Annotated in this window: 15 protein-coding genes; 6 read left to right on the top strand and 9 right to left on the bottom strand. The window is 73.3% G+C overall.

The window, feature by feature from the left end; all coding sequences use genetic code 11:
- The first annotated feature begins 4 nt into the window (after positions 1-4).
- From ACZ6O5_RS00620 to ACZ6O5_RS00610, 3 genes are read left to right on the top strand one after another with little or no spacing between them, the layout of a single operon-like run.
- On the top strand, positions 5-1801 hold the full coding sequence (locus tag ACZ6O5_RS00620; protein WP_465973742.1) for a carbamoyltransferase family protein: 1797 nt from the start codon (positions 5-7) through the stop codon (positions 1799-1801).
- Entirely contained in the window at positions 1791-3590 is a 1800-nt protein-coding gene (locus ACZ6O5_RS00615) for an anthranilate synthase family protein (protein ID WP_465973740.1), read from the top strand. Before ACZ6O5_RS00620 ends, ACZ6O5_RS00615 begins: the two co-directional genes overlap by 11 nt.
- On the top strand, positions 3575-4873 hold the full coding sequence (locus ACZ6O5_RS00610; RefSeq protein WP_465973738.1) for a hypothetical protein: 1299 nt from the start codon (positions 3575-3577) through the stop codon (positions 4871-4873). The genes ACZ6O5_RS00615 and ACZ6O5_RS00610 overlap by 16 nt, the downstream gene beginning before the upstream one ends.
- On the opposite strand, the gene ACZ6O5_RS00605 is transcribed toward ACZ6O5_RS00610, so the two are convergent.
- The 4 genes from ACZ6O5_RS00605 to ACZ6O5_RS00590 are packed head-to-tail and all read right to left on the bottom strand — an operon-like array spanning position 4838 to position 13519.
- Positions 4838-6385, bottom strand: coding sequence for an amino acid adenylation domain-containing protein (locus tag ACZ6O5_RS00605; RefSeq protein ID WP_465973736.1), 1548 nt, complete (start codon positions 6383-6385; stop codon positions 4838-4840). The two genes, ACZ6O5_RS00610 and ACZ6O5_RS00605, sit on opposite strands and share 36 nt — an antisense overlap.
- Positions 6382-7143 (bottom strand): hypothetical protein, encoded by a 762-nt coding sequence (locus tag ACZ6O5_RS00600; RefSeq protein WP_465973734.1) that lies wholly within the window; start codon positions 7141-7143, stop codon positions 6382-6384. Before ACZ6O5_RS00600 ends, ACZ6O5_RS00605 begins: the two co-directional genes overlap by 4 nt.
- 14 nt (positions 7144-7157) lie before the next feature.
- Positions 7158-10091, bottom strand: a complete 2934-nt coding sequence (locus ACZ6O5_RS00595; protein ID WP_465973733.1) for a type I polyketide synthase — start codon at positions 10089-10091, stop codon at positions 7158-7160.
- Positions 10088-13519 carry a non-ribosomal peptide synthetase gene (locus tag ACZ6O5_RS00590; protein ID WP_465973731.1) on the bottom strand — a complete coding sequence of 1144 codons (3432 nt, stop codon included), beginning with the start codon at positions 13517-13519 and terminating at the stop codon, positions 10088-10090. Before ACZ6O5_RS00590 ends, ACZ6O5_RS00595 begins: the two co-directional genes overlap by 4 nt.
- Positions 13520-13814: 295 nt before the next feature.
- Between ACZ6O5_RS00590 and ACZ6O5_RS00585 the strand changes: the two genes are divergently transcribed.
- On the top strand, positions 13815-15011 hold the full coding sequence (locus ACZ6O5_RS00585; protein ID WP_465973730.1) for an MFS transporter: 1197 nt from the start codon (positions 13815-13817) through the stop codon (positions 15009-15011).
- A gap of 87 nt (positions 15012-15098) precedes the next feature.
- A complete protein-coding gene (locus ACZ6O5_RS00580; RefSeq protein WP_465973728.1) occupies positions 15099-16154 on the top strand; it encodes a thioesterase domain-containing protein in 1056 nt (351 codons plus the stop codon).
- A 60-nt stretch (positions 16155-16214) separates the two neighbouring features.
- Here the strand turns inward: ACZ6O5_RS00580 and ACZ6O5_RS00575 are convergent, their stop codons facing one another.
- Together ACZ6O5_RS00575 and ACZ6O5_RS00570 are read right to left on the bottom strand one after the other, a co-directional pair.
- Complete coding sequence (locus ACZ6O5_RS00575) at positions 16215-16754, bottom strand: copper resistance CopC family protein (RefSeq protein WP_465973726.1); 540 nt, start codon at positions 16752-16754, stop codon at positions 16215-16217.
- A complete protein-coding gene (locus ACZ6O5_RS00570; RefSeq protein WP_396773445.1) occupies positions 16751-17224 on the bottom strand; it encodes a hypothetical protein in 474 nt (157 codons plus the stop codon). Before ACZ6O5_RS00570 ends, ACZ6O5_RS00575 begins: the two co-directional genes overlap by 4 nt.
- Positions 17225-17477: 253 nt before the next feature.
- Between ACZ6O5_RS00570 and ACZ6O5_RS00565 the strand changes: the two genes are divergently transcribed.
- Positions 17478-18830, top strand: coding sequence for an FAD-dependent oxidoreductase (locus ACZ6O5_RS00565; RefSeq protein WP_465973724.1), 1353 nt, complete (start codon positions 17478-17480; stop codon positions 18828-18830).
- 74 nt (positions 18831-18904) lie between these two features.
- On the opposite strand, the gene ACZ6O5_RS00560 is transcribed toward ACZ6O5_RS00565, so the two are convergent.
- From ACZ6O5_RS00560 to ACZ6O5_RS00550, 3 genes are all read right to left on the bottom strand, one after another.
- Positions 18905-19753, bottom strand: a complete 849-nt coding sequence (locus tag ACZ6O5_RS00560; RefSeq protein WP_465973722.1) for a maleylpyruvate isomerase N-terminal domain-containing protein — start codon at positions 19751-19753, stop codon at positions 18905-18907.
- A gap of 222 nt (positions 19754-19975) precedes the next feature.
- A complete protein-coding gene (locus tag ACZ6O5_RS00555) occupies positions 19976-21031 on the bottom strand; it encodes an enediyne biosynthesis protein (RefSeq protein ID WP_465973720.1) in 1056 nt (351 codons plus the stop codon).
- Positions 21028-22998, bottom strand: a complete 1971-nt coding sequence (locus ACZ6O5_RS00550) for a CRTAC1 family protein (protein ID WP_465973718.1) — start codon at positions 22996-22998, stop codon at positions 21028-21030. Before ACZ6O5_RS00550 ends, ACZ6O5_RS00555 begins: the two co-directional genes overlap by 4 nt.
- Positions 22999-23044 lie beyond the last annotated feature (46 nt).

Genomic DNA, 23044 nt, shown 5'->3' with positions numbered 1-23044 from the left:
TGGCATGATCGTCGTCGGGTTCAACGGTTTCACACGGTCCGCGGAGCTGTTCGGTCGTCTGTACCGGCGCTCGGGCCTGGACCGGTACCGGGTGCTGGGGCACGACGCGGCCGTCGCCGTGGTGGTCGACGGCGAGCTGGTCGCCGCCGTGGAGGAGGAGCGGCTCAGCCGGGTCAAGAAGACGTCGGACCTGCCGGTCAACGCGCTGCGCTGGGCCCTGCGGGAGGCCGGCGTCGAGCTGGCCGACGTGGACCGCTTCGCCTTCCCGTGGAGTTTCACCGCGGAGGTCTGGGCGACCGAGCGGGCCGGGATCCTCCGGTCGGCCGCCGCCGAGCAGGAGCGGGCCGACCGCCTGGCCCGGCTGGAGGAGCTGCGCACGACGCTGCTGACGCCGGAGGCGATCAGGGCGGACTTCGCCGCGCGGACCGGCTTCACCATCCCGCCCGACCGGCTCCGGCTCGTCCCGCACCACCTCGCCCACCTGTCGTGCGGCTACCACACGGCCGGCTGGCGGGACGCCGCGTTCCTGGTCAGCGACGGGCGGGCGGAGCGCTACTCGTCGATCATGGGAGAGATCCGGGACGGCGAGGTGACGATCCTGGCGGACGCCACCGTCGACATCGCCAACAGTCTGGCGCTGCTCTACAGCAAGGTCACCCGCTATCTCGGCTTCGTGCCGAACAACGACGAGTACAAGGTCATGGGGCTCAGCGGCTTCCATCCGCCGCTCGGCGCGGACAATCCGCTGCTGCGCGAGGTGGTCACGCTGGAGGACACCGGCGGCTACCGGCTGCGGGTCGGCAACCCGCTGCTGGACACCCAGGCGTACTACCCCTTCTTCGATCAGATCTTCGAGTGTGCGGGCGACCGCACCGACTGGGACTTCCGGTGCCGGGTGGCCCGCGCGGTCCAGGACACGGTCGAGGTGGTCACCCGACACCAGGTGGCGGCGCTCGAACGACGGACCTCCGCGCGGCATCTGATCATCGAGGGCGGCCTGGCGCTGAACTGCGTGAACAACACCAAGCTGCTGGAGGGCTCCCGGTTCGAGGACGCCTCGGTCAGCTTCGGCGCCAGCGACCCCGGCGTGACGATCGGCGCGGCGGTGTACGCGTCGCGGGAGCTGGGTCGCCCGGTACGCCCGTCACCCGTTCCCTACCTGGGGCCGAGGTACACCGACGACGACGTCCGCGCGGCCCTCGCCGCGGTGGGCGACCGGGTCGAGTGGCGTGAGCTGGCCGAGGACGAGCTGTTCGCCGAGGTGGCCAAGCTGCTCGTCGACCCGGTGGTGATCGGCTGGTTCCAGGGCGCCGTCGAGTACGGTCCGCGCGCCCTCGGCAATCGCAGCATCCTGGCCAACCCCGCGTTTCCCGATATTCAGGACGTCATCAACATCCGCGTGAAGCGGCGGGAGCCGTTCCGACCGTTCGCGCCGGTGCTCCCCGCGGCCTCGGCGCCGCGCGTCCTGGAATTGGGCAAGAAGAGGGCCTCCCCCTACATGACATTCGTCTTCCCGGTCCGGCCCGAATACCGGACGCTCGTTCCGGGCGCCGTGCACGTGGACGGCACGGCTCGCGCCCAGACCGTCGACGAGGCGGACAATCCGCTGCTGGCGGGCCTGCTGCACGCCTTCGAGCAGGTCACCGGCGTGCCGTGTCTGATCAACACTTCGTTCAACGTCGCGGGGCAGCCAATCGTCGGGTCACCGGCCGATGCGCTAGGCTGCTTCCTCGATACGGAAATCGATTACCTGGTGCTACACCACTTTCTGATCAGCAAGGTGGCTTCCGGTGAGTCCTGACTTTGTCGGCCCTTATTGCCTCATTCATTCCGAGGGCAAGGTCAACTACGCCCGCGGTGAGGCCGTGCGCTCCTGGTCACTCGCCGAGGTTCCCCGCCCGGCCACCCACCCGGTGTTGACCATGGTGCCCTACGCGCAGCTACGCGAGCGCGGCTACGTCTGCCACGACGACAACGAGCCCCTGATCTCCCTGGTGCCCAGCGAGTTCCGTGAGGTCGAGCTGGAGTCGTTCGCCGACGCGCACGCCGACGTCCGGGTGGTCTCCGACCCCGTGCACACCCCCGGTGACGAGGAGTTCGCCGCCCGGATCGACCGGGTGATCAAGGAGGAGATCCAGCGCGGCGAGGGCTCCAACTTCCTCATCTCGCGGCGCTGCGACGTGACCATCGGCGACTTCGGGCCCGACGTCGCGCACACGATCTTCGCCCGGCTCGCCCGCAACGAGATCGGGGCGTACCTGACGTTCTGCTTCTTCGACGGGGAGCGCTACTTCATCGGGTCCTCACCCGAGCGGCACCTGACCTACCGTCGTGGCACGGTCACGATGAACCCGATCTGCGGCACGCTGCCCCGGGCGGCGCTGCAGAGGCGGGCCGACCTCATCGAGTTCCTCTCCGACCGCAAGGAGGTGAACGAGCTCTTCCAGGTCGTCGACGAGGAGCTCAAGATGATGTCGCGGATCTGCGGCGAGGGCGGCGTCGTGCACGGGCCGTACCTGAAGGAGATGAGCGCGCTCGTCCACACCGAGTACGTGCTCGAGGGCAGCGCCACCATGAGTCCGCTCGACGCGTTCCGTGAGTCGATGTTCGCGGCGACCATGGTCGGCAGCCCGCTGGAGAACGCCGCCCGGGTCATCCACCGCCACGAATCCGAGTCCCGGGGCTACTACTCGTCGGCCCTGATGATCCGGGGTCTCGAGGACGACGGCCAGGAGTGGCTGGACAGCGCCATCACGATCCGGACGATGGCGGTGGACACCGACGGCCACGCCGTGATCCGCAGCGGCGCCAGCGTGGTGCGCGACTCCGTGCCCGCGAAGGAGTGCCGTGAGGTCCGTACCAAGGCCGAGGGGCTGCTGAAGGCGATCACCACCGCGGAGCCGCCCGGCCCCTTCCTCGACCGGTTCGTGGACGACAAGGTCATGGAGGTGCTCAACAGCCGCAACCGCTACCTGTCGCGCTTCTGGATCAACAGGCAGTTCGACGACCGGTACGCCGCGCCCGAACTCATCGGCCGCTCGGTGCTGATCGTCGACAACGAGGACCAGTTCACCGAGATGCTCAAGCACATCCTGGAGCACCTCGGGCTCAAGGTCACCATGCGCGACTACCGGGAGTCCGGCATCGGCCTGACCGGTTACGACCTGGTGCTTGTCGGGCCCGGGCCCGGCGACCCGAACCAGCTCGACGACCCGAAGATCGCCCAACTGCACCGCATCGTGGGCGAGCTGATGGCGGCCGGCACGCCGTTCCTCGCGGTCTGTCTCGGCCACCAGATCCTCTGCCGTCTGCTCGGCATGACCGTGCACCCGGTGGACCCGCCGCTGCAGGGCGTGCAGGAGACCGTCGACCTGTTCGGGCGGGCCGAGCCGGTCGGCTTCTACAACACGTTCTTCGCCGACGCCCCGGCCGAGGCCCCCGCGGGGGTGACCATCGCGGTGGAGCCCGACGGCCGGGTCGTGGCGCTGCGCTCCGAGGGCTTCACCAGCTTCCAGTTCCACGTCGAGTCCGTCCTCACCACCAACTGCATCACCATCCTCCGGGAGGCGCTGTTGTGGCTGTTGACCTGAGCCTGCCGTTGTCGGCGGGTTACGGCGATCTGACGCTGCTGGTCTGTGGGTTGTCCACGGACGGCACACGCGAGCGGTACCTCTTCGTCGACCTGGGCGCCCGCACGGTGCGGGAGACCACGATCGACATCGGTGACCTGCGCGCCCGCCAACTGGCGGTGCTGCGGGACCGGCTCGGCGACGGTCCGGTGCCGTACGGGCTGGGTCGGCTCGAGGACCTGCTCTCGTACTTCCTGCACCCGCACAGCTTCGTGCAGACCGCGGACGGCGAGGTCGTCGTCTCCTTCAAACAGGCGCCCTACCTGCGCCGACTCGGCCGCGACGGCGGCTCGCACCTGTGGCCGCCGGCGACCGAGCTGGACTTCGCCGCGATGCAGAGCTCCACCAAGTGCGAGGTGGAGCCGGGCGTGATCGGGTTCGCGATGACCGACACCGAGGACCGCCTGCGCCGCTACCACGACCCGGAACAGCCGTTGCGCAGCAGCGCCTGGCGCTACGACCTGCGCACCGGCGCGGCGAGCCGGCTGGGCGACCTGCCCGAGTTCGCCTGCGACACCATCCACGAGCTGGAGGCTTCGCCGAACGGGTTCATGGTCGGCGTCGACATGGACCTGTCGGTACGCCCCGGTCCCGACGGCCGGGTGCGGGGCACTGACGGCGGCAGCTTCGACGTCGCGCGGTACGCGGCCAACGAGTTCCCCACCGGTCGATTCGTGGTGGCGGACGAGAAGCTGACCAACGCCTCGGTGCACACCACCGGCGCGAGCTGCTCCGCGCACGTCGACGTCGACCTGGACGACCCGAACGTCTTCTACGTCTCCTGCAACAACATCTCGAAGTGGCAGAACAACGTCGTCGTGCACGGGCCGGGCGTGCTGGAGCGGTGGCGGTACCAGGACGGCGCGGCGGTCCGGGAGGCGGCCCACACCGGGCCGACCTTCCTGCGCATCACCTCGCAGCAACTGTTCCACCGCGACGGCCGACAGCTGATCGCGGTCACCGGCTTCCCGAACCGGCTGTTCGTCCTCGACCCCGCCGACATGTCCACGGTGTTCGACCTGGAACTGTTCGCGCACGAGCCGGTCCAGCCGCCGTTCATCTGCGCGAAGAACAGCCAGTCGCCGCTCTACCTCGCGGTCGAGCCCGGCGGCCGGTACGTCTTCATGACCGGCGCCTCGACGCTCTTCGTGGTGGACCTGGACGAGGGCCGGGTCGTCGAGCAGGTGCCGTTCTGCGAGCCCGGCTCGCTAATGGCCACCGCCCACATCGGGTTCGTGCGCTGACGGACGCCGGCGCCGTGGTGGTTCCGGCAGGGCCCGTCGATCCAGCTTGCCGTTCGCGGTGAGGGGGAAGGCGTCCAGGCGCACCACCCGGGCCGGCACCATCGACGCGGGCAGCCGCTCGGCGAGATGGGTGCGCAGGTCCCGCTCGCCGGGGCCGTCCGGCGGCCCCACCACGTAGCCGACCAGACGTTCGGCGCGTCCCTCGTCCCGGCGCAGCACGACCACGGCACCGGTCACCGCCGGATGCCGACGCAGTGTCTCCTCGATCTCGCCCGGCTCGATCCGCTGGCCGCGCAGCTTGATCTGGTGATCGAGCCGACCGAGGAACTCCAGCATCCCGCCGGGCAGCCAGCGCACGAGGTCGCCGGTCCGGTACAACCGGGCGCCGTCGCCGAAGGGATCCGCCGGGAACCGTTCCGCGGTGAGACCCGGTTGGCCGAGATACCCCCGGGCCAGGGCGTGGTCGCCACCGAGGTGAAGCTCCCCCGGCACGCCCTCGGGCACCAGGTTCCCGTCCGCGTCGAGGACCCGCACCACGACGTTGGCGATCGGCCGGCCGATCGGCACCGAAGCACCGTCCTCCACCGGGCGGCACGGCCACCAGGTCACGTCGATCGACCCCTCGGTCGGCCCGTACAGGTTGTCGATCCGGGCCCGGCTCCGCGCCCGGAACCGGCGCACCGCGGCCGGCGGGAGGGCCTCACCGCTACAGACGACCAGCCGCAACGCGTCGCACCCGTGCCAGCCGGGCTCATCGAGCACCGACTCCAGCATGGACGGCACGAAGTGGACGACGGTGATCCGCTCCCGCCGCATGACGGCCATCAGGTATTCCGGGTCGCGCTGCCCGCCGGGCCGGGCCATGACCAGACGGGCGCCCTGCGCGAGCGGCCAGAACAGCTCCCACACCGACACGTCGAACGTGGCGGGGGTCTTCTGCAGGACGGCGTCGGCGCTGGTCAGGGCGTACTCGTCCTGCATCCACCGCAGCCGGTTGACGATGCCGCGGTGCGGCACGGCGACGGCCTTGGGGCGCCCGGTGGAGCCGGAGGTGAACAGGACGTAGGCCAGCCCCAGGTCCGAGCGGAGCGGCACCGGCGGCGCCGGGACGCCCGCGCGCAGCTCGGTCGCCGAGACCGCGAGCACGGGACGGCTGCCGGCGACGGCCTCGGCCGCGGCCTTCAGCTCGGGTTCGGTCAGCACGAGGACCACGCCGGCGTCGTCAAGCATGCCGGCAAGGCGGGGCGCGGGGTCGCCCGGTTCCAGGGGAAGGTACGCGGCGCCGCCGAGCAGCACCCCGAGCAGCAGCACCGGGAAGCGGGCCGAGCGTTCGGCGTGGACCGCCACCACGGCGTCCCGTTCCACCCCCGCCGCGGTGAGCAGCCCGGCCACCACGCCGGCCTGCCGGACGAGTTCCTCGTACGTCAGCGACTCACGCTCGTCCACGACGGCACACGCCCCGGGTGTCCGGGCGGCCTGCGCCAGGACCAGGTCGGGCAGGAACGCCGTCACCGGGCCACTGCCGTCGGTTCGGCCAGCGCGGTCAGGGCGGCGCGGGTGGCGGGCGCGGTCGGCATCTCGTCGGCGGACAGGTCGAGCCGGAGCGTCTCGACGCCGGGGTGCTCGCCCAGGTAGTCCCGGCTGGCCAGCACCACGTCGGCGGGCCGGGGCGGCACCGGGTCCGCGGACGCCGAGAGCAGCACGTGCAGCCAGGCCACGTACCTGTCGACGAGTTGTTCGCGGGTGTCCTGGCGTTCGTCGTCCGGCAGGTCGTTCGCCCGGGCGAACGCGTCGAGGTCGTCGTCCAGCGTGCTCGTGATCACCGCGAGGGCCCGGGCCGGGTCGGCGTCGAGCGGGACCGCGGCCGGCTCGCCCTCCCGCAGGGTGGCGCGGAAGGCGCGGAAGTCGTGCTCCACGGCGCCCCGGTCCTGCCAGGTGGGCTCCACCAGGACGAGCGGCACGCCGGTCCGCTCGGCGGTGCGGACGGCCGTCGGCGCGGCGCTGCAATATCCCACGATCAGGGCCGGGCGTACGGGCAGCCGACGCACGGCCGCGGCGTACTCCTCGGCGAGGTCGGTGGTGGCCCGGAACCCGGGCCCGCCCAGGAGCGTCTCGACCGGGTCGGCCCGGTACACGGGCCGGTCGTGGGGCGCCGAGGCCAGCAGTTCACCGAGCCCGGCCCCGGCGGAGATGCGGATGAAGTCGATGATGACGAGCGGTGCGCCCGGACCGTCCGCGAGGACCTCCAGGGTGGGCGCCGGTGCGGTCACTGTCTCTCCCTGTGTCACTGGTTCGCGCCGGCCGGCAGGCGGTCGAGCGCCGCCCGGGTCAGCCCGCGCACGGTGGGGTCCTGCGCCAGGATGCGCAGCGGCACGCGCACGCCGCACCGCTGTCGCAGCCGGCTGAGCATCCGCACGGCGACAAGCGACTCCCCACCCAACGCGAAGAAGTCGGAGTCGGGTGCCACGTCGGTCGCCCCGAGCAGGTCCCGCCACGCCGCGATGATCTCCCGTTCCACGGTGGCGGCGGGCGTCTCGGGTTCGTCCGGCTCGGCGGGCGGCTCCGGGGCCGCGGTGTCCGCCGCCTCCTCCCCCGCCGCCGGTTCGGTGAGGTCGACCCAGTGCCGGACGCGCTCGAAGGGGTACGTCGGCAGCGGCACCCGCCGGGCGTCCGGGTCGAGCCGGAACGCGGCCCAGTCCGGCTCGACGCCGGCGGTCCAGGCGGTCCCGAGCGCCCGCAGCAGCACCGGCGGCGCGGCGGTGCCCGGCTCGGCCGGCATCGTGGGCGCCACCGGCACCCGCCCGCCGCCCGCCGCCCGGATCAGCGCGGTCAGCGCCCGGCCCGGCCCGACCTCGAGGACGACCGGGTGGCGCGTGGCCAGCAGCTCGGCGGCGGCCTCCCGGAACCGCACCGGCTCGCGCAGCTGCCGCACCCAGTGCTCCGCCGGACGGGTCGCGCCCTCGACCACCGACCGGCCGGTCAGCCCGCAGTGGACGGTGGTGGTGACCGGGTGGTGCGGCACCGCGCCGACGACCGCCCGGAAGTCGTCGAGGACGGGGTCGAGCAGGCTGGAGTGGAAGCCGTGCGCGGCGGGCACCGGGCGCACCCGGAGGCCGGCGGTGGCGCACCTGTCGGTCAGCTCCCGCACCCCGGCCGGCGAGCCGGAGACGACGGTGACGCCGGGAGCGTTGTCGGCGGCCACCTGCACGTCCGGCGGCAGCAGCGTGGCCACCCGCTCCCGGTCGGCCAGCACGGCGGCCATCCGGCCGGGCGGGGTACGCTCCACCAGCCGCCCGCGTTCCACCAGCAGCGCCAGGGCGTCGGTCAGGCGCAGGCCGCCGGCCAGGCAGAACGCGGCGTACTCGCCGACGCTGTGCCCGATCATCCGCTGCGGTCGCAGGCCCCAGTCGAGGAGTTGGGCGCCGAGCGCGTACTCCACCAGGAACAGGGCGGGCTGGGCGATCGAGGGACGGGCCGTCCAGTCGGCGGCGTACGGGTCCAGGAGCGCGGCGCGGACCGGACCGGCGGTGCCCGCGGGCAGTGCGTCCAGCCCGGCGTCGAGCCGCTCCCGGACGCCGGGCAGCCGGGCGTGGAGGTCGACGGCCATCCCGGGGAACTGACTGCCCTGCCCCGGGAAGGCGAACGTGAGCGTCGCCCGGCGGGGCACGACGACCGGTTCCGGATCGGTGCCGAGCTGCCGCAGCAGGTCGGCGCGGTCGGTGGCCACGATCGCCCGCCGGACCGGCCAGGCGGTACGGCCGACGCGGCTGGTGTGCGCGACGTCGGCGAGTTCCCGCCCGGGTGCCGTCGTCAGGTGGTCGGCGAGCCGCCGCGCCGCCGCCCGTACCGCCTGCGGGGTGCGCCCGCTCAGCACGACGAGGTCGGCGTCCGGCGCGGACCTGGACGTGCCCGGCGTCGGCGGCGCCTCCTGGAGGACCACGTGGGCGTTGGTGCCGCCGATGCCGAACGAGCTGACACAGCCCCGGCGCGGCCCGCCCCGCGCCGGCCAGGGCTCGGCCGTCGGGTTGACGCGCAGGCCGGCGTCGGCGAACGGGATGTCGGGGTGGGGCCGGTCGTGGTGCACGGTGGGCGGCACGACGCCGTGGCGCAGGGCCAACAGCATCTTGATCATCCCGGTGATCCCGGCGGCGGCGTCCAGGTGGCCGAGGTTCGGCTTCACCGACCCCAGCAGGCGTCCGCCCGCCGGCCCGCCCGGTCCCAACGCCGCGCCGAGGCCGGCGACCTCGATGGCGTCGCCCATCTCGGTGCCCGTGCCGTGCGCCTCCACCACGTCGACGTCCGCCGGGTCGAGGCCGGCCCGGGCCAGGGCCATGCCGATCACCTCGGCCTGACCGGCGACCGCGGGCGCGGTGTAGCCGACCTTCGCGGCCCCGTCGTTGTTGACCGCGGAGCCGAGCACCAGCCCCAGGATCGGATCGCCGTCGGCCAACGCGTCGGCGAGGCGTCGCAGCACGACGATCCCGGCGCCGTTGCCGGCCACCGTGCCGGCGGCGTCGCGGGAGAAGGCCCGGCAGTGCCCGTCCGGCGCGCCGATGCCGTTCGGTTCGTAGCGGTAGCCGCGCTGCTGCGGGGTGCTGACCGTCGCGCCCCCGGCCAGGACCAGGTCGGTGTCCCCGCTGTGCAGGCTCTCGCAGGCCAGGTGCACCGCGACGAGCGAGGTCGAGCAGGCCGTCTGGACGCCGATCGCCGCGCCGCGCAGGCCGAGACGGTACGCGATCCGGGTCGCGGCGTGGTCCTTCTCGTTGCCGATGATCATCGGGAGCGCGCCCAGCTCGGCGAGCAGGTCCGGTCGCCCGAGCAGATGGTTCGTCAGGTAGGTGTTGACGCCGGTGCCGACGAAGACGCCGATGCGGCCCGGTTCCCGGCCGGGCGGGTGACCCGCGTACTCCAGCGCCTCCCACGCGCACTCCAGCAGCAGCCGGTGCTGGGGATCGGTGATCATCGCCTCCCGGGGTGGGAGGCCGAAGAAGGCGGCGTCGAAGTCCTCGATGCCGTCGAGCACGCCACGCACCGGCACGTAGTCCTCGTCGTCGCGCTCCGGTTCGGGGACGCCGGCGGCGGCGAGCTGCGCCGGCGTGAACCGGGTGAGCAGCTCCCGGCCCTCGACCAACGCGTCCCACAGTTCGTCGAGCGACGCGACGCCGGGAAAGCGGCCGGCGACGCCCACCACGGCGACCGGTCCGCGTTCGACGCTCACCGCGTCGCCGCCGTGGTCGCCGGGCCCGCGCCGCGCAGCCAGCCGGCGAGCGAGTCCACGGTGGGGTGGCGGTAGAGGTCCAGCAGGACGATCGACCGGTCGGGCAGTCTGTCCCGCAGCAGCCGGTGCACCCTGGCCAACTGCAACGAGTCGCCGCCCACCTCGAAGAACGGCTCGTCGAAGTCGAAGTCGTCGTCGCCGAGCACGGTGGCCCAGACCTCGGCGATCAGCGATTCGAGATCCTCCGCCGGTGCGCCGGGCGGGGTCGGGGCACGGTGCGGCGTCGGGGCCGCCTGCTCCTCGACCCGGCGCAGGATCGCCCGGGCGTCGACCTTGCCGTTGCTGGTGAGGGGAAGCGCGTCGAACAACACCCAGCGTCTCGGTACCGCGTACGCCGGCAGGCTCCGCGACACCGACGCGCGCACCTCCTCGACGAGGCCGGCCTCCGGCGGGGCGACCAGCGCCGCCACCAGGAAGCGGCCGTTCTCCGCGTCGCCGGCCACCACGACCGCCGCGTCGGACACCCGTGGGTGCGCCGACAGCCGGTGGGTCACCTCGTCCTGCTCGACCCGGTGGCCGTCCAGTTTGACCTGCTGGTCCCGGCGGCCCAGGAAGCGCAGTCGGCCCTGCTCGTCCCAGCGTACGAGGTCGCCGGTCCGGTAGCAGCGGGTGCCGTCGCCGAGCCGCCGGAACGCCTCCGCGGTCCGCTGCGGATCGTCCAGGTAGTCCAGGGCCAGCCCGGCGCCGACCGCGCACAGCTCGCCCACCGCGCCGGGCGGCAGCAGTTCGCCGTCGTCGTCGACGACCAGGACGCCGGTGCCGCACACGGGCCGCCCGATCGGGACGTCGTCCGGCAGCTCGCACGGGTCGTCGACGTGGTGCACGGTGGTGAAGACGGTGTTCTCGGTGGGGCCGTAGCCGTTGGTGACCCGTAGCCCCGGACAGGCCCGCAGCACGGCCGCGACCGGCCCGGCCGGCACCACGTCGCCGCCGGCGAGCAGTTGCCGGAGCCCGCCGAAGGCCGCCGGGTCGTAGTCGGCGAGCACCCGGAACAGGCCGGCGGTCAGCCAGGCGACGGTGACCTCACGCTCGGCGAGGAACCGGGCCAGCTCACCGGGGTGCGGCACCGGGCCCGGGAAGATCTCGACCCGGCCGCCGGTGAGCAGCGGGACGAACAGCTCCATGGTGGACGCGTCGAAGGCCAGCGGTGCGAGCCGCAGGAAGCCGTCCCCGGGCTCGGACCGGAACACGTCGGGGTCGTGCACGAGGCGCAGCACCGCGGCGTGGGTGATCCGGGCAGCCTTGGGCTCGCCCGTCGACCCGGAGGTGAACGCCAGGTAGGCGACCCGCTGCGGCTCGGTCGGCGCGGCCACGGGAGGGACGGCGGCGGCACCGGCGGGCCGGGACGGCCCGTCGAGGGCCGGGCCGACCCCGGCGAGGCGGGCGATCCGCGGATCACCCACGACGGCGGCGGGACGGCACCGGGCCAGCTGCGCCGCCACCCGCTCGTCCGGGGCGTCGGCGTCGACGCCGGTGTACGCCGCCCCCAGCCGCAGCGTCGCCAGCACGGCCACCACCTCGGCGGTGGCCGGCGGGGTCGCCACCACCACCGTCGACCCGGCCGTCACCCCGGCCTCCGCGAGGTCGGCGGAGAACCGCTCGGCCAGGTCGAACAGCTCGGCGTACGTGGTGCTGCCCTCGCGGTCACGCACGGCGATCGCCCCGGGTCGCCGGCGGACCTGCTCCGCGAACGCCTGCCACAGCCCGGTCACCGGGCCGGCGTCCGGGCCGCGGCCCCACTCGTCGAGCCGGGCGCGCTGCCGCTCGGACATCCCCCGGACCGTCCGTAGTGGCAGGTCGCGGGCCTGCGCCAGCGCCACCAGCGTCGCCTCGAACGCCTCGGCCAGCTCCGCCGCGCCGGCCGGGGAGAGCGCCGCCAGCCGGTGCTCCAGCGCGAACCGGGGGCGCTCCCCCCATGCCTGGAGGTAGAGCATCGCGTCGAAGACCGAACCCCCGTCGTGACCCTCGTGGACGGTCGCCGTCCCCGCGGGACCCGGCAGCGCGGCGGGGATCAGCTCGTCGTGGGCGGCGAACCCGATCTGGACCAGCGGGTTGCGGTCGATCGCCCCGGCCGCGCCCAGCTCGGACACGAGCGCTTCGAACGGCAGCTCGGCGGCGGCGACCGCGTCGGCGAGGGCGTCGGCCACGGCGGGGCTCCACGCGCTCGCGGGCGCGTCGTCGTCCCACCGGCAGCGCACCGGCACGACGCGGGTCGCGAGGCCGACCACCTCGCCCAGCTCGGCGGTCGGGCGGCCGGCGGCCGGCACCCCGACGAGCAGGTCGTCGACCCCGCACCGGCGGCCCGTGACCAGCGCCCACGCGGCCAGCAGCACCGCGGGCCGGGTCACGCCGGCGTCGCGCGCCAGGTCGTCGCACGCGGCGGTGGCCCCGGCCCCGAGCGTGAAGGTCAGCCGCGAGCCCGGTCGGCCCGGCCGACCGATGGCGCCGGGCCGACCGGGCAACTCCACCACCTGCGGCGCCCCGGCCACCTGACCGGCACGCTGCCGGCGCAGCTCGTCGGCGGGGCGGGCGTGTTCGAGCAGGACGTCAGGGGGGACGCCCGGCTCGGCCGGTGGCACGGTGCCGCCGAGGTAGGCCGCGGCCAGTTCCCGCAGGAGCAGCCCGACCGCCCAACCGTCGAGCAGGGCGTGGTGGGCCAGCAGCGAGACGACGTGGCTCCCGCCCCCGGGCAGTTCGGTCAGCAGCCACTCGGCGGGCGGCCGGCGGAACGGGTCCAGCCCGGACGCCAGCTCGGCGAGGTGGGCGTGGGCGGCCGCGACCGGGTCGCCGTCCGGGGTGTAGTGCCCCTGTTCCCGCAGCACTGGACGCCACCGGCGCAGGACGCGACGCCCGGGCTGGTCGGCGTCGGCGTCGAACACGGTGCGCAGCGTCTCGTGGCGGGCGGTCAACGCGTCCAGGCAGTCCCGCAGGTGGCGGGCGCGGGCGGGACCCGGGCAGCGGAGGCTGAACAACAGGCGGTAACCGACACCCGGCCACTGCTGCTCGTGCACCAGCATCGCGTGCTGCGCGGGCAGCAGGGGACGCCGGTCCGCCGCCGGGTGCTCCCGCGGCCCGCCGCGCTCCAGCGGTCCGCTGCGGCCGAGCGCGGAGACGAGCGGCTCGGGACGCAACAGGTCGGCGAGGTCGATCCGCAGGCCGAGCTCGCGCTCGGCCCGGGCGACCAGCCGCATCGCCCGCAGCGACGTGCCGCCCAAGGCGGCGAAGGATTCCTTCGAATCAGCGGGAAACCGATTCTCGGAAATGCCGAGAACATCGCGGGACAACTCAAGGAGGGCAGGGGAAAATGCATTTTCCAAGACGTCAGAACCCCCGTTTTGACGACGCCTGCGCGAGTGCGGGCCTCCCATTGAGAGGTCCGCACCGGACCCTAGCACGCGACCGCAGCACGAGCAATCCACGCGGATCAGTGCCCGCGGCGCGGGTGCGGCGTGCTGTTAGAATCGCTCGCGTCAATGCGCGTGTTCAGGTGTCCCGTCCCCGGGCACAGAAAGATCAATGAGCCGGGATTCGCCATCTCGCACGCGGAACACGCAGCTCAAACGGGGGAACGGCATGGCGTCACCGCAGTCCACTCTGTCCGGCGCGGGAGGCGGCGGGGCGCCGCGGGGGCGCCTGGGAGCCGCGCTCGGCGCCCTCCTCCCGGTGAGCGGCCCCGCCCGCTGGCTCGCGGCCGCCCAGTTGGCCGGCAGTGTCGGCGCCGGGCTCTACCTGGCCGGAGCGCCGATCTACTTCCTCCGCGCCGGTGAGCTGACCGTCGGCCAGGTGGGAGCCGGTCTCTCCGCCGCCGCCCTCGCCGGCATCGCGGCGAGCGTCCCGGCCGGCCGGTTGGCGGACCGCTACGGCGCCCGCCGGATGTCCGTCGTGTTCGTGCTGCTCCAGGCGCTGTTCGTGCTCCTGCTGTTGGCGGCCGACCGGTTCTGGCTCTTCGTGCCGCTGGTCGCGCTGGTCGCCGTCGCCGAGCAGTCCTGGGACATCAGCCGCGACGGCATGATCGCCGCCGCGGTCACCGGAAGCGACCGGGTGCGCGTCTCGGCGTACCTGCGGAGCGTGTTCAACGCCGGCTTCGCGCTCGGCACGCTGGCCGCCGGCCTGGTGCTCGCCGTCGACTCGCGGGCGGCGTACCTCGGCATGCTGGCGGCCGTGGCCGCGTGCTGGGTCGCGGTCGCCGGCCTCTACCTGCTGCTGCCGGCCTGGCCGCGGCCCGCACCGGCGGACGGCGCCCGGGAGCGCGTCCGACCCCTCGCCGACCTGCCCTACCTGCTGGTGGCGCAGGTGAGCTGTCTCACCCGGATCGGGGAGACGATCCTGCTGGTCGGGCTGCCCCTCTGGATCGTCTCCGCCACCGACGCGCCCCGCCCGCTCGCGGCGTGGCTGACCGGCATCAACACCGTGCTGGTCGTGCTGCTCCAGGTCCGGGTGTCGCGGGCCGGCGACACCATTCCGTCCGCCGCCCGCCTCCAGCGGTTCGCGTTCCTGCTGCTCGCCGCCGCCTGTCCGGTGGCCGCGCTGACCGGCCGGCTGCCGGCGGCGCCCGCGATCGCGGTGCTGGTGCTGGTCGCGGTCCTGCTGACCTTCGCCGAACTCGGCGGCGAGACGGCGCGGTGGACCATGCAGTTCGGTCTCGCCCCGGAGCGCGCGCAGGCCCGCTACGCCGGGGTGTTCCGGCTCGGCCAGGCGGTCCCGGCGGTGGCGGGCCCGGCCCTGGTGACCGGCCTGACCGGCGGTCTGGGCGCCGCCGGCTGGCTGGTCCTCGCCCTGATCCCGCTGGCCGGCGCCGCGCTCAGCGGCCCGGTCGTGGCCTGGGCCCGCCGCACCCGCCCGGAGCCGGCCCCGTCCTGACCCGTCGGGCCACGTCGCGGGTCAGGACACCAGCAACGCCGCGGACCTCCTGTCCGCGCCAGTCGACCGCCAACGGGGGACACCGGAATGACACAGACGACCACGGCCGTCCGGGACGGCCGGCCACGAGACGCCATCGAACTGGTGCTGCTGCGCATCTGGCGTGACCACCTGCGCAACCCCGCCCTCGGCGTCGACGACGACTACTTCTCCCACGGCGGCACGTCCCTCCAGGCGGTGCGCACCCTGTCCGAGATCCGACGACGCACCGGGGTGTCCCTGCCGCTGCCCGTCATGGCGCGGGCCAGCAGCGTCACCGCGATGGCCCGGCTGCTGCGCGACGGGTTCACGGACACACCCACCCCCGTCGTGCCGATCCGGCCCGGGGACCCCGGCGGTCCGGTGGTCGCCTGTGTGCACCCGCTCGGCGGCAGCGTCCTGTGGTACAGGCACCTCGCCGACGCGCTGCCACCCGGCCACACCTGCCTCGGGTTGCAGGCGCGCGCCCTCGACCCACGGATGCGGCCGGACCACACCATCGGCGAGATGGCCGCCGCCTACCGCGCGGAACTGGCCCGCACCTACCGCCCGGAGCAACTCGTCCTGGTCGGATACTCGTTCGGCGGGCTGGTCGCATACGAGATGGCGAGCCGGATGGCGGACGACGGCGAGCGACCCGCCGCGGTGGTGCTGCTGGACACCGCCGTGACCCGCCGCGCGCAACCACCGGCCTCCCGCGCCCGGCTGCTCTGGTCCCTGGTCAACCACAACCTCGGCCTCGACCTGCCGGCGGACGAGTTGGCCGGGCTCTCCCCCGAGGCGATGTGTACGCGCATCCTCGACGAGGGGACCGCCCGGGGTGTCCTGCCGCCCGGCTTCGGCGCCGAGCGGCTGCGCCGCCTCGTGGAGATCTATCCCATCAACGCCGAGGCGGAGCGCGTCTACCGGCTGCCGTCCTACCCCGGGTCACTGGAGCTGGTCCGCCCGCAGGAGCCCCGCGTGGACGAGGAGAGCCTGGAGATCTGGTCGGAACGGTGCCGGGGCGGCGTGCGCGTGCACCGGGTGCCCGGTTCCCACCTGGATCTGCTCGCCCCGGCCCACGCCCCGGCGGTCGCCGAGGTGATCGCCGGGCTGCGAGCCTGACCGGCCGGCGTCCCGGCGCCGCCCGCCCCGGGGACCGGGCGGCGCCGCCGGGTGGCCGGGTCAGCGCACCCGTGGCCGAAGCAGCAGGACCGACACCAGGCCGGCCACCAGCACCAGATCGATCAGGACGAGCACCAGGGTGCTCGTGTCCCGCTCCAGGTGGTGTTCGTGCGCCGGGGCGGCGGCCTCGACCGGTCCCGTGGGGGTCCCCGTCCCCTGGCCGACCGTGAAGGTGGCGATCCCGGCGACAGGCGTGCCGTCGTCGAGTTCGACGTGGTAGCCGACCTGGTAGGGGCCGGGGCGGCTGGCCGAGACCGGGACGCTGATCCGGTTGTCGTTCAGGACCGGATCGCCGGTGGAGACCTTGTCCCCGCTGGGGCCGATCACCGTGAGGTGCATGACGCGCGGGTGCGGGGCGGCGTCGAACCGCAGCGCCACCTGGGTGGGCGAGACGGCGACCGACGCGCCGTCGACCGGCTCGACGGCCTCCAGCCGGGCCGGCGCCGCCCGGCCGAAGACGAGGTAGACCACCAGCAGCGCCAGCCCGACGCCGGCAGCGCCGAGGAGCAGCCGGCGACGGGTCGGTGACACGGAGGTCATGCCGGCAGTGGACGGCAGCTGCAGATCATGTCCCGCGACTCGGCCCGCGATGGCCGCAGGTGGTAGTACATGGCGACGACCATCGGCAGGAACACCACCGTGTTGTAGAACAGGTGCAGCTCGACGCGGGGCAGCACCAGTTGCAGGATGCTGGTCGGCACCGTACGACCGGCCAGGAAGTGCCCGCTCTGCGCCTGGACCAGCAGCAGGAAGTGCTCGATGTGGTGCCAGAACTGGATGGCGAGCGCGACCGTCCACCAGGTTCGGCTGCGGCCGACGAACCCGGGGCGCAGCAGGAACAGGAAGACCAGCATCACGATCGCGTACCCGTAGTGCAGCCATTCGGACTTGATGAGCCACGGGAACGGCATCCCGAGCACGCCGCGCGCCTGCGCGGGCGTCCAGCCCAGCACCCAGATCTGGTACGCCTGGGTGAGGTGCTCGGCCCAGTGCGCCAGGACGATGACCATGAACACGGAGAGAGCGGCTCGGTGGTGGCGACCGTTGAGCCCCCAGGGGCGGCCGGTTCTGGTGGCCGGCGAAGACTCCACGAGGTTGGACACGGCGACTCCCAAAGTCTACTAACACGAATCGCTCCATTGTGTAATGCAGCCGCCACGGATAGCTATCTTTAAATGTGCTGCCTTGCCCTGGGGCGCACGCCGTCGAGGTGCGCACGTCGAGAGGCGAGGCGCCCGTCCGGCCCGGCCTAGCATTCCGGTCATGGTCTCCGCAGGCGACGCCGTGGTGCTCGGCGGCAGCATGGCCGGCCTGATCGCCGCCCGGGTGCTGAGCGAGGCGTACGACACCGTCACCATCGTCGACCGCGACCCGCTGCCCGAGGCGGCGGCGGCCCGGCGCGGGGTGCCGCAGTCCCGCCAACTGCACGTGCTGCTGGCGCGCGGCCGGCGGGCCCTCGACGAGCTCTTCGAGGGGCTCAGCGACGAGCTGTCCGCCGCCGGCGCGCCCCTTGTCGACCTGCACGACCAGGTGCACTGGTGCAACGACGGCCACCCGATGCGGCGCGCCGCCTCGGACCTGGTCGGCGTGGGCGTCAGCCGCCCGTTGCTGGAGAGCACGGTGCGCGCCCGGGTGCGGAACCTGGGCAACGTCCGGTTCTGCCCGCCCGCCGAGGCGACCGCGCTGCTGAGCACCGAGGACCGCAGCCGGATCATCGGGGTGCTCGTGACGCCGCGCGTCGGGGCCGCGTACCCGATCCACGCCGACCTGGTGGTCGACGCCTGCGGTCGGGCCTCCCGCAGCCCGGTGTGGCTGGCCGACCTCGGCTACCCGACCCCGCCGGAGCAGCGGGTCCCGGTGGACGTCACCTACGTCACCCGCGTCTACCAGCGCGAACCCCGGCACCTCGACGGACTGCTCGGCGCGTTGACCAACGCCGTGCCGGGTCGCCCCCGCACCGGCATCGTCGCCGCGCAGGAGGACGGCCGGTTCGCGGTGGCGCTCAGCGGAATGCTCGGTGAGCAGCCGCCGTCGGACCACGAGGGTTTCACCCGCTTCGCCGAGTCACTGGGCATGCCGGTGATCAGCCGCTTCGTGCGCGACGCCGTCCCGGTGGGCGGCCCGGCCCAGATGCGCTATCCGGCGAGCGTGCGCCGACGCTACGAGCGGCTGCGTCGCTTCCCGCTCGGCTACCTGGTGGTCGGCGACGCCGTGTGCAGCTTCAATCCGGTGTACGGCCAGGGCATGACGGTCGCCGCCACCGAGGGCCTGCTGCTCCGCTCGCTCCTGTCCGGCGGCCCGGACCGGCTGGCCCGGCACTTCTTCCGCGGCGCGGGCAAGTTGATCGACGGCCCGTGGTCCATCGCGGTCGGCACGGACCTGCGGTTCCCGCAGGTGCCGGGCCCGCGCTCGGTGCGGGTCCGACTGGTCAACTGGTACGTGCACCGGCTGCACGCGGCGGCCCGGACCGACGCGGTGCTGGGCGAGGCGTTCCTGCGTGTGCTCAACCTGGTGGACCCGCCGACCCGACTGCTCCGCCCCGCGATCGCCCGTCGGGTCCTGCTCGGTGGCGGCGCCGACCCGGTGCCGTCGGCGGGTGTCGCGGGCGGTCGGTGACCGTCGCGGGGTCGCCGGGCTCAGCACGGCGCCGACGCCCCGCGCCGCCGGGTCACCGGCGGCCCGCGCACCCGTCAGCTCGGGCAGCGGACCTTGCGCATGAACGCGAGCATCAGCCACGGCCTGGGGCCGCCGACCCGGACGCCGCGGGAGAGCATCGCCCGCACGGGTGAGACCCGGCCGAAGAGCATCAGGTTGAGGACCACCGGGTCGTAGCTGACCCGGACGTCCGGTCGGGTGCCCGGATCGGCGACGCTCACCACGTTCCGGTCGAGCAACAGGGTCACCGGGCGCGCGTGCCGCGACTCGAAGGCGACCGCCACGCGCACGTCGGGCAGCGGCTTCGGGGTGTCGAGCAGGTGACCGTACCCGTCGCGGACCAGCCCGACGAAGAAGACCTCGAAGAACGCCGCCGCCTCGCCGGGCGGGATCTCGTGCGGGAGACCGGCGGCCCGGGCGATGTCCCAGCCGTGGATGTTGAACTCGTTGACGATGTGGGCGAACAGCCCCGCCATGGTGAGCGTCGAACTGCCCAGCCAGGGCAGCGGCGCCGACGGGTCGACGTCGCTCGTGGCGTCGAGCATCGCCGCGCAGTTCGCGCGGATCCGGGCCGCCAGCGCCGCCGGGTCACGCTCCTCGCACAGGCGCATCACCTCGACGTTGAGCAGGGCGAGATCGTCGACGTTGGTGCGCTGCCACTGCTCGTACAGGCCGGGGTGCGGAAACGCGGGTTCGGGGTAGGACCGGGTGATGACGGCGTCGAGGTCGGTCACCGTGACGAGGTGGACCGCGGTGTCGACGACCGACCACTCCCGGGTCGCCCGCACGTCCGCCGGGGCCTTCTCGACCAGGGCGGCGAACCGTTCGCCGGCGGCGGTGACGTCGTCGCGGATCGACTCCCACTGCTGGGTGGACACTTCCATGCCGGTGCCTCCGTCCGGTTGCCGAGCATCGTGGGAAGCCCGCGGTGACCGAACATCACGGGTACCCAGTGTGCACAGTAGACGACGGAGGGAACATCCGGGGGGAAGCTTTCCGCGCCGCGACAGCGCGCAGGTGTCGGTAAAGCGACCGGACCGTCCTCCCCACCGCGGTGCCCCGCGGGGGTGGAGGACGGTCCGGTCGGTGTCGTGACAGGTGGCGGGTCAGCGGGCGATCGGTAGCTCGACCGCCGCGGGCGGCGGCACCGGCTGCACCGCGGTGCGCTCGCCGCGCCGCGCCATCAGCCACTTGCCCCACCAGAACAGGCCCCGCGCCAGGCAGACGATGGTGACCGCGAAGAACAGCGTGTAGACCACGTTGAAGACCATCAGGACGCCGTACACCATGGCCACCGAGGAGCCGAACATGAACTGGTTCCGCGCCTTCGACGGCGTGGTGCCCGGGTCGGTGATCATGTAGTTGGTGAACAGCACGAAGGCCACCCCGGTCATGATGCTCAGCGCCGACCAGAGCTGCACGTCCCAGACGTAGTGCCGGATCAGCGCCTGGATGACGAAGCCACCGACCCAGCCCACGATCAGCGCGACCTTCTTGGTGAGCATCGCGTTGAGGATGGTGCCGGCGGTGAGGACCACCATCGGGATGAACATCCGGAACACGTCCGGCACGTTCTCCGTGAAGTGGTACGGCGGGGCCACGTTGACCCACGAGAACGTGATCAGCGCGATCGTGATGCCGAAGTTCGACGGGTTCATGAAGTGCCGCATGCGCCCGCTGATCGGCGCCTGCAGCACCGCCTTCTGACCGATGGCCACCACCACCGCGAAGGCGATCGGCCAGAACATGTCGTTGGCGTAGAGCAGCATGTTCACCGCGAGCGCGGTGATGTGGGTGGGCAGCAGGAACGTGTAGACGCCCCACGCGCCGTTGCCGCTGTAGGCCGGCCGGCGGCCCAGGGACCGGGCCGCGACCGCCTCGATCACCAGCTCCACCGTGTACCCGAGCGCCAGGACGAACAGCGGCCAGGTCCAGGGCTGCTCGAAGCCGAGGATCGTGTAACCGAGGATGTTGAGGATGGACATGGAGATGGCGAAGTTCCGCAGGGCGAGGTAGCGCGGGTCACGCTTGTCCACCCGGGGTACGGGCGGCCGGGTGTCGACGCCCCGGTGGGCCCCGGCCGGGCCGGCGCCGTTGCGGGCCGCGTCGGCGGCCTCGACCGTGGTGGTCGCGCCTTCCGGGGCGCGTTTGACGTCCGTCATGGCTTGGTCAGCTCCTGGGCTCGGTCGGTGAGCATGAGGTCGTGCCACCCGGCGGAGAGGGACAGCGTCTGCTGGTGCCGGGCGCCGGAGAGATCGCGCCAGCTCAGCTCGACGGTGACGGGTGCGGCGCCCTGGGCGCCCAGCCCGACGAACACGTCGAAGCTGCGCTTGCCCGAGTGCCCGCCACCGCCGTCGAGCTGGGCGAGCTGGGTGCGGCCGTCGGCCGTGGTCACCCGCGCCTGCGCGCCGTACGCCGGGGTGCCGGCGTCGCCGGACTGGCCGGCGCCGAGCGCGGGCCGGTGCAGCCGCAGCCCGAGGAAGTTGCCGATCTCCGTCTTGGTGTTCTTGTAGAAGGCCGGTGGCCCCCACTGCCGCGCCACCGCGAAGTCCTGGCGGCCGTCGCCGTCGGTGTCTCCCACGGCGACCCCGCGCGTCGGGGTCCGGTCGGCGAGCCCGAGCTGCGGACTCAGGTCGACGTAGCGACCGTTGCCCTCCGGCGCCCAGAACGCCAGCGCGTTGGAGCCGGCGATGTCGTCGCCGGGCTGGGCGTTGGGCCACATGTCGGGCTCGCGCAGCATCAGGTCGTTGCTGGCGGCCAACTCCTGGAGCCAGTTGAACCGGTTGATCGTGCCCTTGACGAAGCCGCAGGACTGCACCACGACGAGCCGGCCGCTGTTGTCGAAGTCGGCCATCTTCGCGTCCCAACCCCAGCCGACCCAGGCGAGGTTCTTCGCCGCGGCCTCGTTCTCGAAGGGCGCGATGCCCTTGCTCATCCGGTCGCGCGCCTCCTGCGGGGTCTTCGCGGTGTTCAGCCAGACGAAGTTGCTCTCCTCCAGCCCCCACGACTCGGTGATGTTGCTGACGAAGGCGTCGAACCGGCCGGTGCCGGACAGGTCGGCGAAGTCGACCGACATCCCCTTGAAGGAGTCGTGCCCCATCACCAGCGACTTCGGGTCCAACGGGCCGCGCCGGCCCTCGGCCAGCTTGAACCTGATCCGGCCGGGCGTCGACACGTTGTGGAAGAACCGGTCGTTGCCGAAGTCGTTGGCGAGGTACAGCTCCGGCAGCAGGTCACCGTCGAGGTCGGCGGAGGCCGAGGCCAGCGTCCACCCGGTGGCGTACCGGGGGTCGATCGCGCTCTGCACCTCGTAGGTGGCGGTCGGCTCGGCGCCGCTGGTGGCCCCGGTCCAGCGCAGGATGTGCGCCCCGCCCGCGTTCTGCGCGCGGGACATGGAGTGGTTCATCTGCACGTTGGGCAGGCCCTGCGGGTCGAGCACCTGCGAGTCCGGGAAGTAGTTGAAGATGCCGATGTCGGGTCGGCCGTCGCCGTCGAAGTCGGCGACCGCGGTCGCGTTGGTGTTCCAGAGCGGCCCGCGGTAGAGGCCGTCGGTGGTCTTCTGCTGCGGGATCAGCTCGACCGGGTGGTACGACGCCAGGCTCAGGCCCCGCGCGTCGCTCTTCTGCAGGAACAGCACGGGCGTCCGACCCCAGTAGTTGACCAGCAGGTCGGTGCGGCCGTCGACGTTGAAGTCGCCCGGCACGCATCCCATCGGCGCGATCGCCGGACCCATCGGCAGCGGCGCCGGCTCGACCACGAACGGCGCGTACGTGGCGCCGCCGCCGGGCGCGGGGGTGACGACGACGCTGTCGCTGCGCGGGTCGACGAGGCACAGGTCGTTGGCGCCGCCCTTCCCGTCGAGGTCGTTGAGCGCCACACCGGCGCCGACCGACGAGATCCAGGAACGGATGTGCTTGTACTTCGGGTTCACGGTGCGGACCGTGCGCTGCGGCAGGCCCGGCGGGAAGGCGATGGGCAGTTCGGTGAACGCGAACCGCGATGCCATCGCCTCCCGGTCCGCCGCGGACGCGGACGGCAGTCGCGAGATCGTGAACAGCCCCGCGACGAGCACCAGAACGAAGATTGCGGGAATGAGCCGGCGCAGCGGACCCACTGGTTTCGGTGGCAACGCTCCCCCTCGGGGTGACGCCCGTCGAGGACGGGCTCCTTGTGTG

The organism is Micromonospora sp. NPDC049201, from assembly GCF_055586805.1.
This window is presented reverse-complemented; position numbering and strand designations above follow the sequence as displayed.

Excerpts from the sequence above, each read along its gene's own strand:
- ACZ6O5_RS00620 (WP_465973742.1), top strand. The coding sequence starts at position 5 with ATGATCGTCGTCGGGTTCAACGGTTTCACACGGTCCGCGGAGCTGTTC.
- ACZ6O5_RS00590 (WP_465973731.1), bottom strand. The coding sequence starts at position 13,519 with ATGGGAGGCCCGCACTCGCGCAGGCGTCGTCAAAACGGGGGTTCTGAC.
- ACZ6O5_RS00580 (WP_465973728.1), top strand. The coding sequence starts at position 15,099 with ATGACACAGACGACCACGGCCGTCCGGGACGGCCGGCCACGAGACGCC.
- ACZ6O5_RS00575 (WP_465973726.1), bottom strand. The coding sequence starts at position 16,754 with ATGACCTCCGTGTCACCGACCCGTCGCCGGCTGCTCCTCGGCGCTGCC.
- ACZ6O5_RS00570 (WP_396773445.1), bottom strand. The coding sequence starts at position 17,224 with ATGGTCATCGTCCTGGCGCACTGGGCCGAGCACCTCACCCAGGCGTAC.
- ACZ6O5_RS00565 (WP_465973724.1), top strand. The coding sequence starts at position 17,478 with ATGGTCTCCGCAGGCGACGCCGTGGTGCTCGGCGGCAGCATGGCCGGC.
- ACZ6O5_RS00560 (WP_465973722.1), bottom strand. The coding sequence starts at position 19,753 with ATGGAAGTGTCCACCCAGCAGTGGGAGTCGATCCGCGACGACGTCACC.
- ACZ6O5_RS00555 (WP_465973720.1), bottom strand. The coding sequence starts at position 21,031 with ATGACGGACGTCAAACGCGCCCCGGAAGGCGCGACCACCACGGTCGAG.